Genomic DNA, 17243 nt, shown 5'->3' on the forward strand with positions numbered 1-17243 from the left:
CAAGGGTCCAGCGCGCGAACGGCAGGATTTCCGCGTACTCCTGTTACTACAACACTTCGACAGGTGCGGCGTTCGCGTACGTCTACTGGACATGCCCGTGGTGGCTCACAGCTCCATGCCCGGTGTAATCAAGGGGCCACTACGCCGCAAAGTGGCGTAGTGGCCGTAGGCACTGCCTCGGCGCTGACCGCAAGATCTTGAACCGGCTGCTTACCCGGAAAGGCCCGTCGCGCCGATGCCTCGCCATGTGTACGGCAACGCTGCGAGCCGGCCGCGTGTGCGGCAGGCGCCCTCGGAGGCGAGCCGGTACATCGCCTGCCGCAGGGTGACCTTGAGCGGGGCGTATCCCTGGACGATCTCTCTCGCCCGGTCCACCACGGTCGAAGGTGGCCACACTTCCGGCCGGACCAGGGCCGCCGCGATCAGCTCCATCAGCACGCGGCGGCCATCCTCCGGAAGCCGAGCCAGCGCCTCTTCCACCTGGGGAATGAGCTCCACCCAGTACGGCACCACGCATCCCCGTGATCGTGATCAACCGGGGCAGCACCGTACGGGCTGTGGTTCACCAGGCCGCCTCGGCGGATACCCAGGCAGTACGCCCTACTTCGGCGCCTGGAAGCCGCCGATCTTGTGCTCGAGCAGTTCGGCTAGCCGAAGTGGGGTGCGGTCCTCGGACATCGGGCCGATGAGCTGCACTCCCACCGGCAGACCCTCGGGGGTCCGGCCCGCAGGTATGGCGGTGGCGGGTAGGCCGGGCATGGTGGCCACACCGGCCCAGACGAGCTGGTCGAAGTACGGGTACTCGACGCCGTCGATGTCGATCCGGCGTTCTCTTGGATCAGGGTTGTGGTCGTGCGGGAACGCCGGAGTGGGCGTGATCGGACACACCACGGCGTCGAACTCCGCGAAGAACTGCCGCCAGCCATGGCGGTGGAGCTCGCGACGGTGGTTCGCCTCGATCCAGTCACGGTGGCTGAACACCATGCCGCGCAGCCGCGCCGCATCGAGACTCTGGTCGTCTGCGCTCAGTCCGGCGGCTCGCGTCCGCAACTGCTCGTACGCTTCGACGGGAAAACGCGCAACGGAGCTCGAAAACAGCAACTGCGTGTAGAGCGTCGCGGCTTCGGTCAGATCGGGCAGCAGCGGACTGTGCCGTTCGACGCGGGCGCCGCCGTCGACAAGGGCGTCGGCCACCCGGTTCACGCCCGCCCGCACAGCGGACCCGGTCGGAATGAACGGATGCTCGTCGACGACCAAGACCCGGAAGTCGCCGAGCCGCACGTGGCGCGCGGGCGGCAGCGTCAAGTCGTGCGCCACACCGAGCGTCAGCGGGTCCGGTCCGGCCATGACGTCGAGCAGGAGCGTGAGATCGCGGGCACTGCGCGCCATCGGACCGACGACGGCGAGGTCGAGGTCGACCGGCAATGGCGGTGCCGGCGGCGCGACCATGCCGCGGGTTGCCGCCAGTCCGAGTGTCGGCTTGTGCGCATAGATGCCGCAGAAATGCGCGGGGGTGCGCAGCGAACCGGCGAGGTCGGAGCCGATGGACAGCGCGCAGAATCCGGACGCCAGGGCCGCCGCTGATCCGCCGGAGGATCCGCCCGGCGTGCGATCGTGATCCCACGGATTGTTAGTGGTGCCGTAGATCTCGTTGAAGCTCTGGATATCTTGCAGCCCCAAGGGCACGTTGGTCTTGCCGAGCACCACCGCGCCCGCGGCCTTGAGCCGCGACACCTGTACCGCGTCCTCAGCCGGCACATAGTCCCGGTGTTGCGGCATGCCCCAAGTCGTGGTCATGCCAGCGATGTTGTAGGACTCTTTGACCGTTACCGGAATGCCGAGCAGCGGCCTGTCCTCACCGTGGGCACGCGCCTGGTCGGCGCGGCGCGCGGCGACCCGTGCACGGTCGAAGTCCGGCACACAGATAGCGTTGATCGTCTTGTCGTCCCGCTCGATATGGGCGATCGCCTCGTCGGTCAGTTCTGCCGAGGTCACTTCACCGGCACGCAAGGCAGCCGTCATTTTCTCGGCCGTCAGAAAAATCTGCTCCATGAATCGGACCGTATCGACCCCTGGACGAGGGCAGAAAATGCCGCTTCGTACAACGGGTTGGGTGTCCCCACACTCATGATGCGGCTTTCCGGTCACAGAGAATTTTCCCGAGCGTTGGCAATGGCACCGCGCGGCGGCTTCGCCTCCGCGCTGACGGAGACGCACTGTCCCGGAGGGAGTTGGCCACGCGAACCTTCCCGCTCCACGTCATGGCCATCTTGCCTCAGTGCTGTGACCTGGTTGTTCTTTCGCAGTCTCGCGCCGCTTCATACGGCTGCTGTCTCAGCGCTCTGTCATTTCCTCGGCGATGCCTGACGGCCGCAGCTTGAGGCCCCGGGACAGTAGCCATCGATATCCGGTTGCCGCGTTTGGGCTCGCGTGCCAGGGGGCCGGGCGCCACATGGTGGCCGCCTGAGCCCCGTGCTGCCCTTCGCCCTCGTGTTCTCGCCCTGCGCCGCCTGACCGTCTCCGCCTTCGGCACCCTGATGAGCCTGGAACCGACGGCTGGGTCCGTACCCTTCGTGGCGCACGGCCCACGATGACCATCACACCGGCGGTCAGAAGTCGTTTCGACGGGAGCGCGATCGCCTCATGAGCGACGAACTCTGGCCCGCCCGCTCCTGGTTGCCGACGACGTGGTTCTGCTCCCGATCGACATCGCCGCGCCTCGCACGGCTCCACGACCGCGAGCCCGGCGTCCTACGTGATGGGGAAATCGAAATAGGTGTCCGGATAAGGCTCGCCGTCGAGCGTGTAATGCCACCACTCGCACTCGTACGCACTGAAACCGCAAGTCTCCATGAGGGAACGCAGGTGCTGCCGGTTCCGTGCTTCGGTAGGTGTGATCCCTTGTGCGCCATGATGCGAGATGGAATCCATCAGGTCATGATCGCCGCCCATGGGAACGAGCTCACCGGTGGCCAAGTCATAGAGGGTGAGGTCGACGGTGCTGCCCCGGCTGTGGCCCGACCTGGCGGCCACATATCCCTTCTCGAACATCTCGGCCCTGCCGATATGGGGATAGTGCCGCGACTTGGTCCGGCCGTCGTCCGGCTGCTGCGACCAGCGCAGAAAGCAGTCGACGGCGCGCTGCGGGCGATAGCCGTCCCAGAGCAGCAGGCCGAATCCCAACGTTTCGGCCTTCTCTCTGGCCCGTTCCAGGGCCGCGCACAGAGCCCTCGTACCGACGACTCGATTGGCCAGATATCCGTCCACCGGCTTTCCGGTGAAGTTGTCCCACGTGGCGTACTTGGCATCCCAGCGTATTCCGGAAGCCAGCTCGTCCACAAAGACAAAGTCGCCCTTCGCCGACTCCGCCGGCTTCATCGGATTTTTCCCGTCAGGGCGAGGGACACCGTCCGGTCGATCACTTCGGGAAGCAGCAGCCCCGCTGCGGCCATCATCCTCGGATAACGGCTGTACGAGGTCATGCCGGGGAAGGTGTTGACCTCGTTGAGGACTACTTTTCCGTCCTCCTTGAGGAACATGTCCACTCGCGAAAGACCGCTACATCCCAAGGCGCGGTACACGGCCTTGGCCGTCTCCTGCACGAGTAGCCGTGACTCTTCCGGAATGTCGGCGGGAACGATTGCCATGGAGTTCTCGGAACCGGTCTCGGGGGCGTCTTCCTGGTGGATCCTGAAGAATCCGTGCGAGAGCGCGATCCGGTCCACCTCGCCCGCGATCAGATCCGACTCGTTCCCCAGGATGGCGCAGCCGATCTCGCTGCCGACGACCGCCTCTTCGATCAGCACCTTCGCGTCGTACTGTCGTGCCGTTTCCACCGCACTCGGAAGTTCCTCTTCCCGGGACACCTTGGTGACGCCGAAGGACGATCCGGATCGAGCCGGCTTCACGAAGACCGGAAAGGTGAGCCGGGCGGGATCGATGGTTTCGTCCGCCGTTACGGTCCAGAAGTTCGGCGTGGCGATTCCCGCGCTTCGGGCGACGACGTGGGCAAGGGATTTGTCCATGCACAGGGCGGAACTCTGGATGTCGCAGCCGATGTAGGGGATGCCGGAGAGTTCCAGCAGACCCTGCATCGCGCCGTCCTCGCCGAGGGTGCCGTGCAGTACCGGAAGTACGACGTCCAGACGTATCGTTTCGTAGCTCCCCTGCCCCAGGATGAGCAGCCCGTGCACGTCGCTGTCCGGCGACAGCACGACGGGACGGCAGTTGCCGTTCTCCCACTCCGCGTCGGGCCCGTCACAGAGCTTCCAGGCACCGCTCTTCGTGATCCCGATGTAGAAAGGTTCGTACTTCTCGAGATCGAGGTTCCGGGCCACCTCACGCGCCGACTTGACGGAGACGGAGTGTTCCTCGGAACGGCCCCCGAATACGATGCCGACCTTCAGCCTAGCCATGCTGATTCCTGCTTTCGAATGTCAGACAGTTGGTGAGGGAGTTCTCCACGGTGTCGCGCAGGGCGTGGTCCGTGTAGTAGGCGGTGTGCGGACTGATGAGCGCATTCGGCAGCTCCTGCAGTCGCAACAGCCCTTTGTTTTCTATGGGTTTGTCCCGGCAGTCGGCGTAGAAGGTGCCTTCCTCGCCTTCGACGACATCCAGTGCCGCGCCACTCAGCCTGCCGCTTTCCAATTGCTGCACCAGCGCCTCGGTGTCGATGAGCGCACCACGTGCGGTGTTGACGATCAGTGCGCCGTTCTTCAGCTGTGCCAGGCGCTGACGATTCAGCAGATGGTGCGTCCGCGCGGTGAGCGGCACATGCAGCGTGACCAGGTCGCTCCGCCGCAGCAATTCATCGAGCGGAATGAGCTCGACAGCGGCACCGGGGCGGTCCACGGGACGGTTGTCGTGGGCCAGGATGCGGCAGCCGAAACCCAGCAGCCGGTCGATGACCGCCGCGCCGATACGGCCCGTCCCGATCACCCCGACAGTCAGATCGCGCAATTCCTTCCCGCGCGCATCGCTCAGTCGGTAATCGTGCATGTCGGTGCGCCGGATGGTGGATTTCGCATCCCGTACCGCCATCAACATGAGCATCAGCGTGTAGTCGGCCACGCTGTCCGGCGAGTAGGAGACGTTTTCGACAAAGATGCCGATGCTGTCCGCGTATTCCACATCGATGTGGTTGCAGCCGATGCTCCGCGTGGAGACATAGCCCACGCCGGCCCGGCCGAGCGCACGCAGAGTGGCGTGGGTGATGGGCGTCTTGTGGCCGACGCTGATGCATCGGCTGCCGACGGCCAGTTCAGTATTGGCTTCGGACACTGGTGCGTCGGTGATAGCCGGCTGCACACCGAGGCCGGGCGCCAGCTCGCGGAACAGAACGGCTTCGTCCGGGCCGCACCCGTACATGGTGATGCGGGTCGTTTCGCTGTGGGTCATGCCTCCAGTCAAGGCGGCGTGCTGTTGCCGGAACGTATGTGGTTTTTGATATGCCCGCGATACGTCCAACTGCCTTGACTGGCGGCATGACTTACCAAACACCGGGCATGACGTCCAGGGAATCGACATGATTCCGCTCAGCCTCGGCGAGATCGCCGAAATCGTCGGCGGAAAGGCCGAGGGCGACAGCTCCGTGACCGTGACCGCGCCGGCCGTGCTCGACAGCCGGCAGGCTGAGCCGGGCGGCCTCTTCGTCGCCATCGCCGGTGAGCACGCCGACGGCCATGACTACGCGGAACAGGCCGGGCGGGCCGGTGCGGTGGCCGTGCTCGGCTCGCGGCACACGCCGCTGCCCACCGTCGTCGTCGAGGACGCCCAGACCGCGCTGCAGATGCTCGCCGCCCATGTCGTGGCCCGGCTGCGCGACGGGCTGACCGTCGTCGGGGTGACCGGCTCGCAGGGCAAGACCGGCACCAAGGACCTGCTGGCGGCGGTGCTTTCGGGCGCCGCGCCGACGGTCGCCACGGTCGGCTCGCTCAACAACGAGCTCGGCGTGCCGCTCACCATGCTGCGCGCCCAGGCGGCCACCCGGTTCCTCGTCCTGGAGATGGGAGCCCGCCATGTCGGCGACATCGCCGAACTCACCGGGCTGGTCACACCCGACATCGCCGTCGTACTCAATGTCGGCCAGGCCCACCTCGGCGAGTTCGGCTCACGCGCGGCCATTGCGACGGGCAAAGGCGAGTTGGTGCAGGGGCTGGCGCCCGGCGGCACCGCCGTCCTCAACGCCGACGACCCCCGGGTGGTCGCGATGCGCGCGCTCACCGACGGCCCGGTGCTGACCTTCGGCGAGGCGGTCCACGCCGACGTACGGGCGCTCGACCTGGAGCTGGACCGGCTCGGCCGGCCTTCCTTCACGCTACGTACCGCCGGCGCCTCGGCCCCCGTAGCGCTGCCGCTCGTGGGCGCCCACCAGGCGCTCAACGCCTCGGCCGCGGCGGCGGCTGGGCTGGCGGCCGGCGTATGCCTCGACCTGGCCGCGGCGGCGCTGGCCACCACCTCGCTGTCGAAATGGCGCATGGAGCTGCGCACCCTCGCAGGCGGCGCGACCCTGCTCAACGACTCCTACAACGCCAACCTCGACTCGACCCGCGCCGCCCTGGATGCGCTGGCGGCGATCGAGGGCGGCCGCCGTATCGCCGTCCTCGGCGAGATGCTCGAGCTCGGCGAGGAGAGCGAGGCCGAGCACCGCGCCGTCGGGGAGTACGCCGCCTCCCGGGCCGACGTGGTGGTCGCGGTCGGCGAGGCCGCCCGGCTGATCGCCGACGGCGCGGGAGAGCGGGCGGTGGCACTGGCCGACAACGACGCGGCCGTCGACTGGCTGCGCGTCCGCCTCGCCGCCGGCGATGTGGTGCTCGTCAAGGCCTCCCGCGGGGCGCGCCTCGACGAGGTCGCCGCCGCGCTCGGGTAGTTCTGCGGGGCGGGAGCGGACGCTCGACGACGTGGTCAGGATCCGCCTGTTGGCAGGTCTCGCAGGAACCGCGACGCCTTCCCCGCTTGGTCGATGTATCCGCAGCGCCGGTAGAACTCATGCGCATCCTGCCGACGATCCCCACTCGTGACCTCCATGCGGACGCATCCGCGGATGGCGGCGAAGGATTCCGCGGCCGCGACGAGTTGAGAGCGGACGCCGCGGCCGCGTGCTCGACCGGAGACCACCAGGGCTACGATCCGGCCCCAGGAGCCGTCACGTTCGAAGAACGGGCAGACGTGGACGGCGATGACCCCGAGGATGTCGTCGCCGGCCTCAGCCACATAGGCCGCGCTGGACGGATCGTCGGCCCAGGTCTGGATTCGGTTCGCCGTCGCTGCCCGGCCGTCTTGTGGATGGCCCAGTTGGTCCAGCAGCTCGTTGACGGCTGAGGCGTCGGCGCGGTGTGCCGGTCGGATCGTCATGCTCATTGCGCGCGCCGCCTCATGTAGAGGTCGAAGGCCCGGTAGATCATCGGCCGCAGCGGCAGGTCCCACTCGCCGACGTACCGCACCGCCCGACCGCCGGTGCCGACCTTGAACTGGACCAGCCCGACATGCGGGTCGTCCACATCGAGGGTAGGGGTGATGCCGCGCAGGTCATAGACGTCGCAGCCGGCCGCGAGCGAGTCGCGGATCATCGCCCACTGGCAGGCGTTGGATCCGCGCACCTCGCGCTTCTCGGTGGCGGAGGCGCCGTAGGAGTACCACGCGTGGACGCCGACGCGGATCAGGACGGCAGCGGCCACCAAATCGCCCTGGTGGCGGGCCAGGTAGAGCCTGATCCGCTCGGGATCCTCGGCCCGCATCTCCGCGAACATGGTCTCGAAGTAGCGCAGCGGCCGGGGCGTGAAGCGGTCGCGCTCGGCGGTGTGGACGTAAAGGTCGTGGAACGCCTTCAGGTCCTCGCCGAGCGTCACCTCGCCGACCGTGACCTCGACCCCCGCCTTGGCCGCCTTCTTGATGTTGCGGCGCCACTGCTGGTTCATGCCCCTGAGTACGTCGTCCTCGGTCCTGCCTGTCAGCGGAATCTCGTACTTGAACTGCGGATGCCCGACCCCGAAGCCGTCCTCGGGACTCTGCGGAAGCCAGCCGGCGCCGCTGAGCCGACCGGTCACCTGGGCGCCGACCGGGTCGCCCCACTGTCCTGGCAGGTCGGTCAGCCGCCGGATGTCCGGGCCGGCGATGCCCTCCTTGACCTGGGCGGCGCTCCAGGTGTCCGTTACCACCGGCGGGCCGAGCCGGATCGCGAACGCCCCGTGCTCCTTGAGATACGCCGCCAGCGGGTCGAGCCACGCACCGATCTCGCCGGTCCAGTCGATGACCGGGCCCTCGGGCAGATACGCCAGCGTGAAGCGGTCGAGCCGCGGCACCGGGCGGTGCAGGACGAGCCCGGCACCGACCAGCCGTCGGCCGTCGAACCAGCCGAGGGACTCGCTGCGCCACTCGGTCTTGACGCGGCCCCACGCCGGGGTCTGCAGAAAGCTGACCGACCGCTGGGCCCGCACGAACGCCACATGCTCGGCGGCGCTGATCGGCCTGACGACCGGATTCCCGGCTGCTGCTCGTACTGATTCGCTGTAGGACATGCCACCAGTCAAGGCGGCGGAGTGTTGCCCGGGCGTATGCACATCTCGATACGCCGACGATATGTCCCCACCCTGCGGCTCACGCGGCGTTCACCGGCTGATCCCGGCCGCCACCGGCCGGTGGTCATTTCGAACCGACCTTCATGTACGGCGACCGCTCCACCGCCCCCGTGCTCAACCCGCCCCACATCGACCAGGTCCACCCACACATCACCCGCCGGCCGCACCCCGAGATCGGCACCGTGCCCCTCCCCCAGCCGGCCTTGGTCGACCAGATGCGGACGTTAACTTCCCCGCTGTGACGTGCCTGTCTGGACCGCCTGGTGGCAGGCTGCCTCGGCGATTCGCGCCGCGAGCAGCCGCCACAGGGCAGGACAGGACTCGTGGATACAGACGCAGCCGCGGACGGGGTGAGAACCCATCCTTGAACCGGCCCTCCGGGCCCTCCGAAGCAGTGCCGCTCCGCCGACCTGATCGGCTGCAGCGTCATGTGTTCTCTCGTTACTCCACAGCGCGGCCGATGAGTTTGTGACTCCCGGCCGGTCCAAGCTCATGACACCTAGGAAAGGACACCGCCATGTCGGAGCTTCTCGTCGACTTCATCACCTCCCTCGACGGCTACGCATCGGGAGAGGGATGGCCCGGGTTCTGGGGCCTCGAGGGCCCGGAGTACCTCGCATGGCTGGGCGAGCAGCCCGAGGTCACCTACCTGATGGGGGCGAACACCTACCGCCTGATGTCGGGCTTCGCCGCAGGCGAGGTCCCGACCGGCCAAGACGAGTTCAGGCCCGAAGAAGAGGCGTCCGTCGACGAACTCACGCAAGCGTCCAAGGTGGTGTTCTCCTCCTCACTCAAGGAGCCACTGACGTGGGCCAACTCCACGCTCGTCCGCGACGACGCCGTCGAGGCGGTCCGCGCCATGAAGTCGAGCGGCTCGGGGCTCCTCAGCACGATCGGCAGCCTCAGCCTGAGCCGGTCCCTGCTGCGAGCCGGACTCGTCGACCGCTTCCGGGTCGTGATGTTCCCGGTGATCACCGGGGCCACGGGCGAAGAACGCATCTACGACGGCTATCCGGACGTTGCCCTCGAGATGATCGAGCACCGCACTTTCGACGGCCGCATCCAGCTGGTCGAGTACAAGCCCCGCGTGCTCAAGCACCCGCCGCTCGGCGTCCCTGCGTGACGTCGCCCCGTCCGCCGGTCTGGACGGCCGCCAGGCCGACGCCGGCGGCTTTCACCGCGGTCATCAAGGACAGTGCTCGGGCCGTATGACGAGGTTGTCAAGCGCCCCGCTTCGTCCTCCGCTGCGGCGCTGACTTGGTCGACTTCTTCGCGGCCGTCTTCTTCGCTGTCTTCTTGGCGGTGGCCTTCTTCTTCGGCAGCTCGTGCACGTCGGCTTCGCCCTCACCGCGGGAGGCCTTGGCCACGGACTCCTGCGACGCGGCCATGAGGTCGACGACCTTGTCCGGTTTGGCCTCCGGCTCGGGCATCGCGGGCGGCTCCCTGTCCTCCCGCTTGGCCTCGATGACCTGCGCGAGGGCGTCTGTGTACTCGTCGTGGAACTCCGGACCTTCGAGGGCGTCTCGGGTGAGGCTGTCGATGAGCCGCTCGGCCTCGGCGATCTCCTCCTCGGTCAGCTCCACCGGCTCGGGCGTGAGCGAGGACGGGTCGCGGATCTCGTCTGGCCAGCGCATCGCGTGGAGCACGATCGCTTGTTCGCGGACCCGGAGCAGGCCCAGCCTCTCCCTGCCGCTCCACGCGTACTTGGCGATGGCCACCTTCGCCGACCGCTCCAGGGCCTGCCGAAGCAGTTTGTAGGGCTTCGCCGCGACCCGCCCGTCCGGTTTACCGAGCCTCGAGGTGTCCGTATTGGTTCTGGCCTGGAGTTATGTGTTGCGTAGGCGTCCGTGACGAAGCGATTTCGGGGGATTGAATACGCAGAACTCGTTGCCCTCCGGGTCGGCAACGACGATCCAGCGGAAGCCGTGTTCGTTGAGTTCTTCAGAGAGCCTCGCAGCGCCTAGCTGTTCGAGGCGGTTGACCTCGGACGTCAGGTCTGCGGTGCCAAAGTCGAGGTCAAGATGCATGCGGTTCTTGCCTTGCTTTGGTTCGGGGACGTGCTGCAGGAGAAGGGTTGGTGCAGGAGCGGGCCCGACCAGGCTCAGGTAGGGAGGTCCGTGGAAACCGCGGCAGTAGTCCAGCGGGGCGAGCGCGCCGAGCCAGAAGTTCGCTTGGGGTTCGATATCGACACAGTCCAGCGTCACAACGATCTGCATGGCGGAACGGTAGGAGGCTGGGCTCGCCTTGACGATCCATTTTCTGCAGGACCTGACGAGAACTCAGGCTCAGGCATCCTCCGAAACCCCTGGTTCGAAGGTAACCGGGAGCCTGCGGCGGCCTTGCCGGGAGTCGACCATGCGGTTTGAAATGATGGTGTTGCCTAACTCGGAGGGCAGGTGCACTCGTGCGCAAGAACGCGAAAGTGAAGGTTTACTTCGCGTGGGTTGGTGCCCTGGTGCCGGTGGAGATGGAATCCCTCGCCATCGAAGTCGCCAGGGTCCGCGGACTCCCTTGTGCCGTTGACCGCCAGACGGCCGATCGGTACAACAAGGACCGCCCCAACTTCGTCCTCGCGCCCGCAGCCGACTCCCGCCGCTGGCATGCCGCCACCAAGGCCCTGATACGCGCGATCAAGACCGTGCAGCGCCGGTCAGGCCGCCGGCTGCTACGCCCGAGCGAAGACACTCTGCGCGACTACGCCCACAACGCCTGCCGGGACTACCGTGAGAAGGCCGACGACCTGAGCTGGCTTGTTAAGGCCGCACAAGAGAGCCGGATGCTTCAGATGCGCGCCAGTCGCGAGTATCAACAGCGCGACCGGGAGATCCGGGACTGCTGGGATCGCGCGACTGAGGAGCTCAAACAAAAGAAGCGTGCAGCGATGGCCAGTGCCCCCGGCGAGCCTGTGTGGAGTTACATGCTGTACTCGTCCCGCGCCGGACATCGCTGTTTCAGAATCCGGCTGCCAGCCGTCGATCAGGAGATACTCCCCCACGACGGCTTCCAAATGGCAATTCTCACCAGGACCGGACTTACTCCAGAGCAGGTCCAGTCCGCGCTCGCCGAGGAGCGTTCACGCCACGGCTCTACCACCGTCGAGTGGGCGCCCGACACCAAGAGCGCGCTGGAGGAGTGGCACGGGAGCGGGACAGTGGAGAAGGCCTGGCAGGCGCTCACCGGGGAACTGGTCGCCACAGATCCCCGGCCACCCGAGGAGCGGCGCGAATCTCAGCGCTTCTATGGGCCCTCCAGCAACTATTTCAGTCCAGGAGGCTTCGGCCCACACATCTAGGGTCCGTTGCGAAAGTGGATCTTGGTCGTGGATGATCACGCCCTGTGGGGCGTGGTGATCTGACGAATGGACAGTGGGCCCGGCTTGAGCCGTTGTTGCCGCAGGGCATAAAGCCGGGCCGTCCGCCGGTGTGGACGCGACGGCAGCTGATAGACGGCATCCGGTGGCGGACCCGTACCGGTGCTCCCTGGCGTGATGTGCCGGAACGCTACGGGCCCTGGGAACGGGTCTACGACCTGTTCCGGCGCTGGCAGCGCGATGGCACCTGGGCCAGGTTCGTCACTCAGCTCCAAGCTCAGGCGGACGCGAAGGGCCTGATCACCTGGGACGTGAATATCGACTCCACCATCTGCCGGGCCCACCAGCACGCCGCCGGGGCCTCGAAAAAGGGGATCTGCAAAAGGAACCGCCCGGCGGCATTGCCGTTGAGCCGGCCGACCATGGTCTCGGACGTTCCCGAGACGGCCTGACCACCAAGATCCACCTTGCCGTCGAGCAGGGGCAGAAGCCGCTGAGCGTCGTGATCACAGCCGGCCAGCGGGGTGACTCGCCGCAATTCGAGCCGGTCCTGGAAGCCATCCGGGTACCTCGCCTTGGTCCGGGCAGGCCCCGCAGGCGGCCGGACCGGGTGCGGGCCGACAAAGCGTACGACTCGCGCCGCAACCGGGCCTACCTGCGCAGACGCGGGATCAAGGCGACCATCCCGGTCCCCGCCGACCGCGTCCGCAACCGCCAGAAGCTCGGTGCCCGAGGCGGTCGGCCGCCGAAGTTCGACAAAACCGACTACCGCGAGCGGCATGCCGTCGAGTGCGGGATCAACCGCCTCAAGCGCCACCGGGCCGTGGCCACGAGATACGACGAGCTCGCCGTCCGCTACGGGGCGACCGTGTTGGTCGCAGTCCTCAACGAGTGGCTGTGACCAGCACGTTCCCAACAAACCCTAGTCGACCCTGACCACGTACTTGCCCCGCACCCCGCCCGCCTCCAGCGCCCGGTGTGCGGCCGCTGTCTCTTCCAGCGGGAAGACCGTGTCCACCGCCGGCCGCAGCTTCCCCTCTGTCACCTGGCGGGCGAGGTCGTCGAAGAGCGCACGTTCGGGGTTGCCGCTGAAGAAGCGCACCCGGCCGCGTCCGTGGACGGCGCTGGCCGCGATGTAGCCCAGCGAGGCGGCGGGCCGCGTCAGGTCGAAGGCGATGGTGACCATGCGTCCGCCCGGCTTCAGCATCCGCCGTACGGTACGCAGGTCGGTGCCCGCCGTGTCGAGGACCACGTCGAACAGTCCCAGTTCCGCAGGGGACACGGTCCGGTGGTCGACGGCGTGGTGGGCACCGAGCGTACGGACGAAGTCGAGGTTGGCAGCGCGGGCCAGGGCCGTGACCTCGGCACCGTACGCCTGTCCCAGCTGGACGGCGGCGTTGCCGACGCCGCCCGCCGCGCCCCGTACAAGCAGCCGTTCGCCGGGGCGCAGTGCGGCCTTGTCGCGGAGGGCCGTGACGGCCGTGGTGGCCACCGGCAGCGCGGGAGCGGCCACGAGGTCCAGTCCGTCCGGGACCCGGCCGAGCCGCTCGGGCCGTACCGTCACGTATTCGGCGGCGCTGCCGAATCCGGAGCTGCGGCCCAGGACGCCCCACACCTTGTCGCCGACCGCTACGCCGGTCGAGCCGGTGCCGACTGCGGCGATCTCGCCAGTGAAGTCCAGCCCGATGCGCTGCGGGAACTTCCGGCCGGTGATGAGGCGGGCCCGACCGGAACGGGCCGCCAGTTCGCCGCCGTTCACGCTGAACGCGCGCACGCGCACGAGGACCTCGCCGGGTGCCGGTCCGGGACGTGGCACCCGACCCACATACAGCACCTCGGGGCCGCCGAAGCGGTCGAACAGTACGGCTTTCATCGTGCGGTCGTCCATCGTTGCGTTCTCACCTTCACCACCAGTGGCCCTGCGGGGGATCGTGGCGCCGAGCGTAGGCTGGCAAGCGGACGAGATCGTCCACTTGACCGGAGGTGAGAGACAGCGGTGGGGGAATCCTCTCGGATCGCGGGGCAGGACAGTCTGCGGGCGGACGCCCGGCGCAACCGGCGGCGCATCCTTTCGGCTGCCCGCGTGGTCTTCGCCGAGCACGGCATCGACGCGCCCATGGCGACCGTGGCCCGGCGGGCGGGGGTCGGCGTGGCGACGCTGTACCGGCGTTTCCCGACGCGGGACGCCCTGGTGCGGGCCGCGTTCGCGCAGCAGATGGACACCTGTGCTCGGGCGCTCACCGAGGCGCTGGCCGACCCCGATCCGTGGCAGGGCTTCCAGCGACTGGTCGAGACGGTCTGCGAACTACAACGGGAGGAACGGGGCTTCCCGGCCGCGTTCGTCGCGGCCTTTCCGGACAGCACGCGAGAACACGCGCGGGTACGGGAACAGGCCGAGCGGGACTTCCTGACCCTGGTCCGCAGGGCTCAGGCGGCGGGCGCGCTGCGGGCCGACTTCCACCCCTCCGACTTTGCCGTGGCCCTGTTGTCCCACTGCGGTCTGGTCACCGCGTTGCCGGGTGACCGTGCGGCGTCCCGGCGTCTGGTGGCGTACTTGCTCCAGGCGTTCCGCGCCGAGGCGGCCCACGGAGCGCTGCCGGCGCCGAGCGCACTGTCGCTGCGCAGTCTTCCGCTCGCGGCCCACGGCTCCCAGGGACAACGGTCCTCCGGAGCCTGATACGAAGCGGCGCCTGCCGCGTGGCCGCCCTTCGGGCGACCACGCCACTTTCGCAACAGGCCCTAAGCGCTGGCCCGCAACAAGATCCACGTGAAGAAGGTGCTCACCGCCTGGCCGGACATGCTGCGGGTGGCCGGCTCCCTGGTCACCAACCAGGTCCGCGCCTACGACCTGCTGCGGATGTTCGGCCGCGAGGGCCATCCCACACCGCTCGGGCAGGCGTTCACCGAGTACGGGCGTATCACCAAGACCCTGCACCTGCTCGCCGTCGTCGACCCGGTCGACGACACCTACCGGCGCCAGATGCACAAGCAGCTCACCGTCCAGGAATCCCGCCACAAACTCGCCCGCGACATCTGCCACGGCAAGAAGGGCACCATCCACCAGGCATACCGCGACGGCATGGAGGACCAGCTCGGCGCGCTCGGCCTGGTCCTCAACGCCGTAGTGCTCTGGACAACCAGGTACATCGACGCCGCCGTCGCCCAGCTCCACACCGAGGGCCACGAGATCCGCGACGAGGACGACGACGGCACCGACGAATGACCCACAGGCCGCCGCGCCGGGCGCGGCGGGCGGCCGACACCTGGGCGGCGACGGGCCGTTGAGCACAGCATGGCGAAGTGCGGTTCGAGGAAGTCCACCGGCAACGTGGCGCATGAGATGGTCCACGAGCTGGCGATGGCGACGCTCCACCTGCTCGCCGCGAGGAGGCAGCTGCATGGGGCAGAGTCCTGCCCTTCGACGCCCGCCCTGATCGAGATGTGCGGGACCTGCTCCAGGGACACGTCAGCGAGATTCGCGCACTCCTGGTGGCCTTGGGAATGACGGACGAGGACCTTCAGACGCTACTGAGCGGCGCCACCGAGTAGGGGGTCAGGGTAGGAACGGATCAGGGAACCGGTGTTGCTGACAGAAGTTGATAGGCGCTGATCCGGCCCCAGAGACGACATCGCCCGGGAACGCTGAAGCGCTCCGGGCAATGTGCGTGAGCGGCAGCGACAACGTTACCGGGAGAGCCGCAGGTCCCAGCCGTCGCCGGTGCGGTTCAGGGTGGGGGTGTGGGCGGCGGGGCGGGCCAGTCGGCTTCCCGTGGGTGAGATTGCCAGCCGACCTGACCATAAGCGGCAGCGTGGGAGTGGAGTGAACCTGCTGGTCATGGGCAGATCTATCACCCGCGGGCGAGGCCGTTCAGGAAGCGAGGACCAAGGTGGCGTTATGGCCGCCGAAGCCGAAAGAGTTGCTCAGGGCCGCCAGTGGTCCTTGAGGAAGTTGGCGCGGTGATCCGGTCACTATGTCCAAGCCGATTGAGTCGTCGGTCTCTTCTGCGTTGAGGGTCGGGGGCACGACGCGGTGGTAGAGGGCCAGCAGGGTGGTGATCGCCTCGACGGGGCCGGAGCCGCTCTGCAGGTGTCCGATCATGGACTTGGGAGCCGAGACGGCGATCTGGTCGGTGTGGGCGCCGCACACACGATGTAGGGCGCGGGCTTCGGCGAGGTCTCCGGCCGGTGTGGAGGTGGCGTGGGCGTTGACATGGGCGATGTCGGTGAACGACAGGCCGGCGTCGGCGAGCGCCCGGGTGATGGCTTTGGCCGCACCGAGTCCCTCGGGCTGCGGCTGGGCGATGCGGTGCCCGTCGACAGACATTCCGATACCGAGGATCCGGCCGTAGACCCGGGCACCGCGGGCGCGGGCATGGGCCTGCGACTCAAGGATCACGATGCCCGCGCCCTCGCCTAGCAGGAAACCGTCCCGGCTCTTGGCGAAAGGGCGGGAGGCACCCTGCGGGTCGTCGTTACGTCGGGAAAGGGCACGCATGGCGGCGAACCCGCCCAGGCCGAACGGGTGGATCGGCGCCTCGGCGCCGCCGGCGATCACGACGTCGGCCCGGCCCAAGCGAATCATGTCCGCCGCCAGCCCGATGGCCTCGGTCCCCGAGGCACAGGCGCTCACCGGCGCATGGGCACTGCCCTGGGCGCCGTACTGGATGGCTATCTGCGCCGCCGAGCTGTTGGGCAGCAGGGAGGGCACCGCGTAGGGCGACATGTGCTTCCAGCCCTTGGTCTGGAGCGTCTGATGCGCAGCGAGCATGGTCTCTACGCCGATGGTGGAGGAGACCGCGACCGAGAGCCGCTCGGTGTCCAGCTCCGTAGCGGTATCGAGGCCGGCGTCCGCCCAGGCTTCGTGTACGGCCATCAGCGCCAGCTGCGTGACGCGGTCCATCCGGCGCGCCTGCGCGGGCGGGAGGGCTGCCGCCGGGTCCACGGCCGCGGGTGCGGCGATCCGCACCGGCAACTCATGGGCCCACGGTTCGTTCAAAACCCGGGCTCCTGACCGGCCTTCCAGCATGCCCTGCCAGCTGGAGGGGACGTTGGCGCCCAGGGGCGTGACCGCTCCGAGTCCGGTGACCACGACATCCGACGCTCCGGCGGAAGCTTTCTCTACCACGATCTTCCTCATTCAGTTATCTGTTGGACCAAAAGAGTGTAAAGCTACCTGAACGTCGCAAAATGGGGGCTGTCAGGTGGAGTTGGGTCGCAGTCGTCTTCCGCGTCGTAGAGGTGCGGGCCCAGCAGGGTAGCCAGAGTGTGCAACGTGGCCTCCAGCTCCAGTTGTTCGATGGCTCCCGGGCGGTAAAACCGTCACCGCCCGCCTTGCGCTGGCTATGGCGACGCGTTTT

At 67.8% G+C, this 17243-nt stretch carries 15 protein-coding genes and 2 pseudogenes; 6 read left to right on the forward strand and 11 right to left on the reverse strand.

Annotation, left to right across the window (positions count from 1 at the left end; all coding sequences use genetic code 11):
* Positions 1-210 precede the first annotated feature (210 nt).
* The 5 genes from ACTWQO_RS39300 to ACTWQO_RS39320 all read right to left on the reverse strand — a co-directional run bounded on the left by ACTWQO_RS39300 (position 211) and on the right by ACTWQO_RS39320 (position 5397).
* Complete coding sequence (locus ACTWQO_RS39300) at positions 211-498, reverse strand: hypothetical protein (RefSeq protein WP_443242173.1); 288 nt, start codon at positions 496-498, stop codon at positions 211-213.
* Between the two features lie 102 nt (positions 499-600).
* Positions 601-2052, reverse strand: coding sequence for an amidase (locus ACTWQO_RS39305; RefSeq protein ID WP_443242174.1), 1452 nt, complete (start codon positions 2050-2052; stop codon positions 601-603).
* Between the two features lie 699 nt (positions 2053-2751).
* Positions 2752-3378 (reverse strand): D-Ala-D-Ala dipeptidase VanX, encoded by a 627-nt coding sequence (gene vanX, locus ACTWQO_RS39310; RefSeq protein ID WP_443242175.1) that lies wholly within the window; start codon positions 3376-3378, stop codon positions 2752-2754.
* Positions 3375-4415 (reverse strand): D-alanine--(R)-lactate ligase VanA-Sc, encoded by a 1041-nt coding sequence (gene vanA-Sc, locus ACTWQO_RS39315; protein WP_443242176.1) that lies wholly within the window; start codon positions 4413-4415, stop codon positions 3375-3377. The genes vanX and vanA-Sc overlap by 4 nt, the downstream gene beginning before the upstream one ends.
* Positions 4408-5397 (reverse strand): D-isomer specific 2-hydroxyacid dehydrogenase family protein, encoded by a 990-nt coding sequence (locus tag ACTWQO_RS39320; protein WP_443242177.1) that lies wholly within the window; start codon positions 5395-5397, stop codon positions 4408-4410. Before ACTWQO_RS39320 ends, vanA-Sc begins: the two co-directional genes overlap by 8 nt.
* Positions 5398-5524: 127 nt before the next feature.
* Here ACTWQO_RS39320 and ACTWQO_RS39325 point away from each other — a divergent pair, with 127 nt between their 5' ends.
* Complete coding sequence (locus ACTWQO_RS39325) at positions 5525-6868, forward strand: UDP-N-acetylmuramoyl-tripeptide--D-alanyl-D-alanine ligase (RefSeq protein ID WP_443242178.1); 1344 nt, start codon at positions 5525-5527, stop codon at positions 6866-6868.
* 35 nt (positions 6869-6903) lie between these two features.
* Here ACTWQO_RS39325 and ACTWQO_RS39330 read toward each other — a convergent pair whose 3' ends face one another.
* Complete coding sequence (locus tag ACTWQO_RS39330; RefSeq protein WP_443242179.1) at positions 6904-7359, reverse strand: GNAT family N-acetyltransferase; 456 nt, start codon at positions 7357-7359, stop codon at positions 6904-6906.
* Positions 7356-8516, reverse strand: coding sequence for a lipid II:glycine glycyltransferase FemX (locus tag ACTWQO_RS39335; protein WP_443242180.1), 1161 nt, complete (start codon positions 8514-8516; stop codon positions 7356-7358). The genes ACTWQO_RS39330 and ACTWQO_RS39335 overlap by 4 nt, the downstream gene beginning before the upstream one ends.
* Positions 8517-9093: 577 nt before the next feature.
* Here ACTWQO_RS39335 and ACTWQO_RS39340 point away from each other — a divergent pair.
* Complete coding sequence (locus ACTWQO_RS39340) at positions 9094-9699, forward strand: dihydrofolate reductase family protein (protein WP_443242181.1); 606 nt, start codon at positions 9094-9096, stop codon at positions 9697-9699.
* Positions 9700-9796: 97 nt separating this feature from the next.
* Here ACTWQO_RS39340 and ACTWQO_RS39345 read toward each other — a convergent pair.
* A pseudogene (locus ACTWQO_RS39345) lies at positions 9797-10345 on the reverse strand (Ku protein); the annotation flags it as partial.
* Positions 10346-10402: 57 nt separating this feature from the next.
* Positions 10403-10792: a VOC family protein gene (locus tag ACTWQO_RS39350; RefSeq protein ID WP_443242182.1), complete on the reverse strand. Its 390-nt coding sequence runs from the start codon at positions 10790-10792 to the stop codon at positions 10403-10405.
* Positions 10793-10980: 188 nt separating this feature from the next.
* Here ACTWQO_RS39350 and ACTWQO_RS39355 point away from each other — a divergent pair, with 188 nt between their 5' ends.
* On the forward strand, positions 10981-11868 hold the full coding sequence (locus ACTWQO_RS39355) for a hypothetical protein (RefSeq protein WP_443242183.1): 888 nt from the start codon (positions 10981-10983) through the stop codon (positions 11866-11868).
* Between the two features lie 44 nt (positions 11869-11912).
* Positions 11913-12787, forward strand: a protein-coding gene (locus tag ACTWQO_RS39360; RefSeq protein WP_443242184.1) for an IS5 family transposase whose coding sequence is annotated in 2 segments (ribosomal slippage) — positions 11913-12279 and positions 12279-12787 — 876 coding nt in all. Because the reading frame shifts where the segments join, the coding sequence is not laid out codon by codon here.
* 21 nt (positions 12788-12808) lie between these two features.
* Here the strand turns inward: ACTWQO_RS39360 and ACTWQO_RS39365 are convergent.
* Positions 12809-13774: an NAD(P)-dependent alcohol dehydrogenase gene (locus ACTWQO_RS39365; RefSeq protein ID WP_443242185.1), complete on the reverse strand. Its 966-nt coding sequence runs from the start codon at positions 13772-13774 to the stop codon at positions 12809-12811.
* 108 nt (positions 13775-13882) lie between these two features.
* Here ACTWQO_RS39365 and ACTWQO_RS39370 point away from each other — a divergent pair, with 108 nt between their 5' ends.
* Together ACTWQO_RS39370 and ACTWQO_RS39375 are read left to right on the forward strand one after the other, a co-directional pair.
* Entirely contained in the window at positions 13883-14563 is a 681-nt protein-coding gene (locus ACTWQO_RS39370) for a TetR/AcrR family transcriptional regulator (RefSeq protein ID WP_443242186.1), read from the forward strand.
* 66 nt (positions 14564-14629) lie between these two features.
* Positions 14630-15088, forward strand: a pseudogene (locus tag ACTWQO_RS39375) (Tn3 family transposase); the annotation flags it as partial.
* A 666-nt stretch (positions 15089-15754) separates the two neighbouring features.
* On the opposite strand, the gene ACTWQO_RS39380 reads toward ACTWQO_RS39375, so the two are convergent.
* On the reverse strand, positions 15755-17011 hold the full coding sequence (locus ACTWQO_RS39380; protein ID WP_443242187.1) for a beta-ketoacyl-[acyl-carrier-protein] synthase family protein: 1257 nt from the start codon (positions 17009-17011) through the stop codon (positions 15755-15757).
* Positions 17012-17243 lie beyond the last annotated feature (232 nt).

Origin of the sequence: Streptomyces sp. 4N124, assembly GCF_052245395.1 — a bacterium.
Lineage (GTDB): Bacteria > Actinomycetota > Actinomycetes > Streptomycetales > Streptomycetaceae > Streptomyces.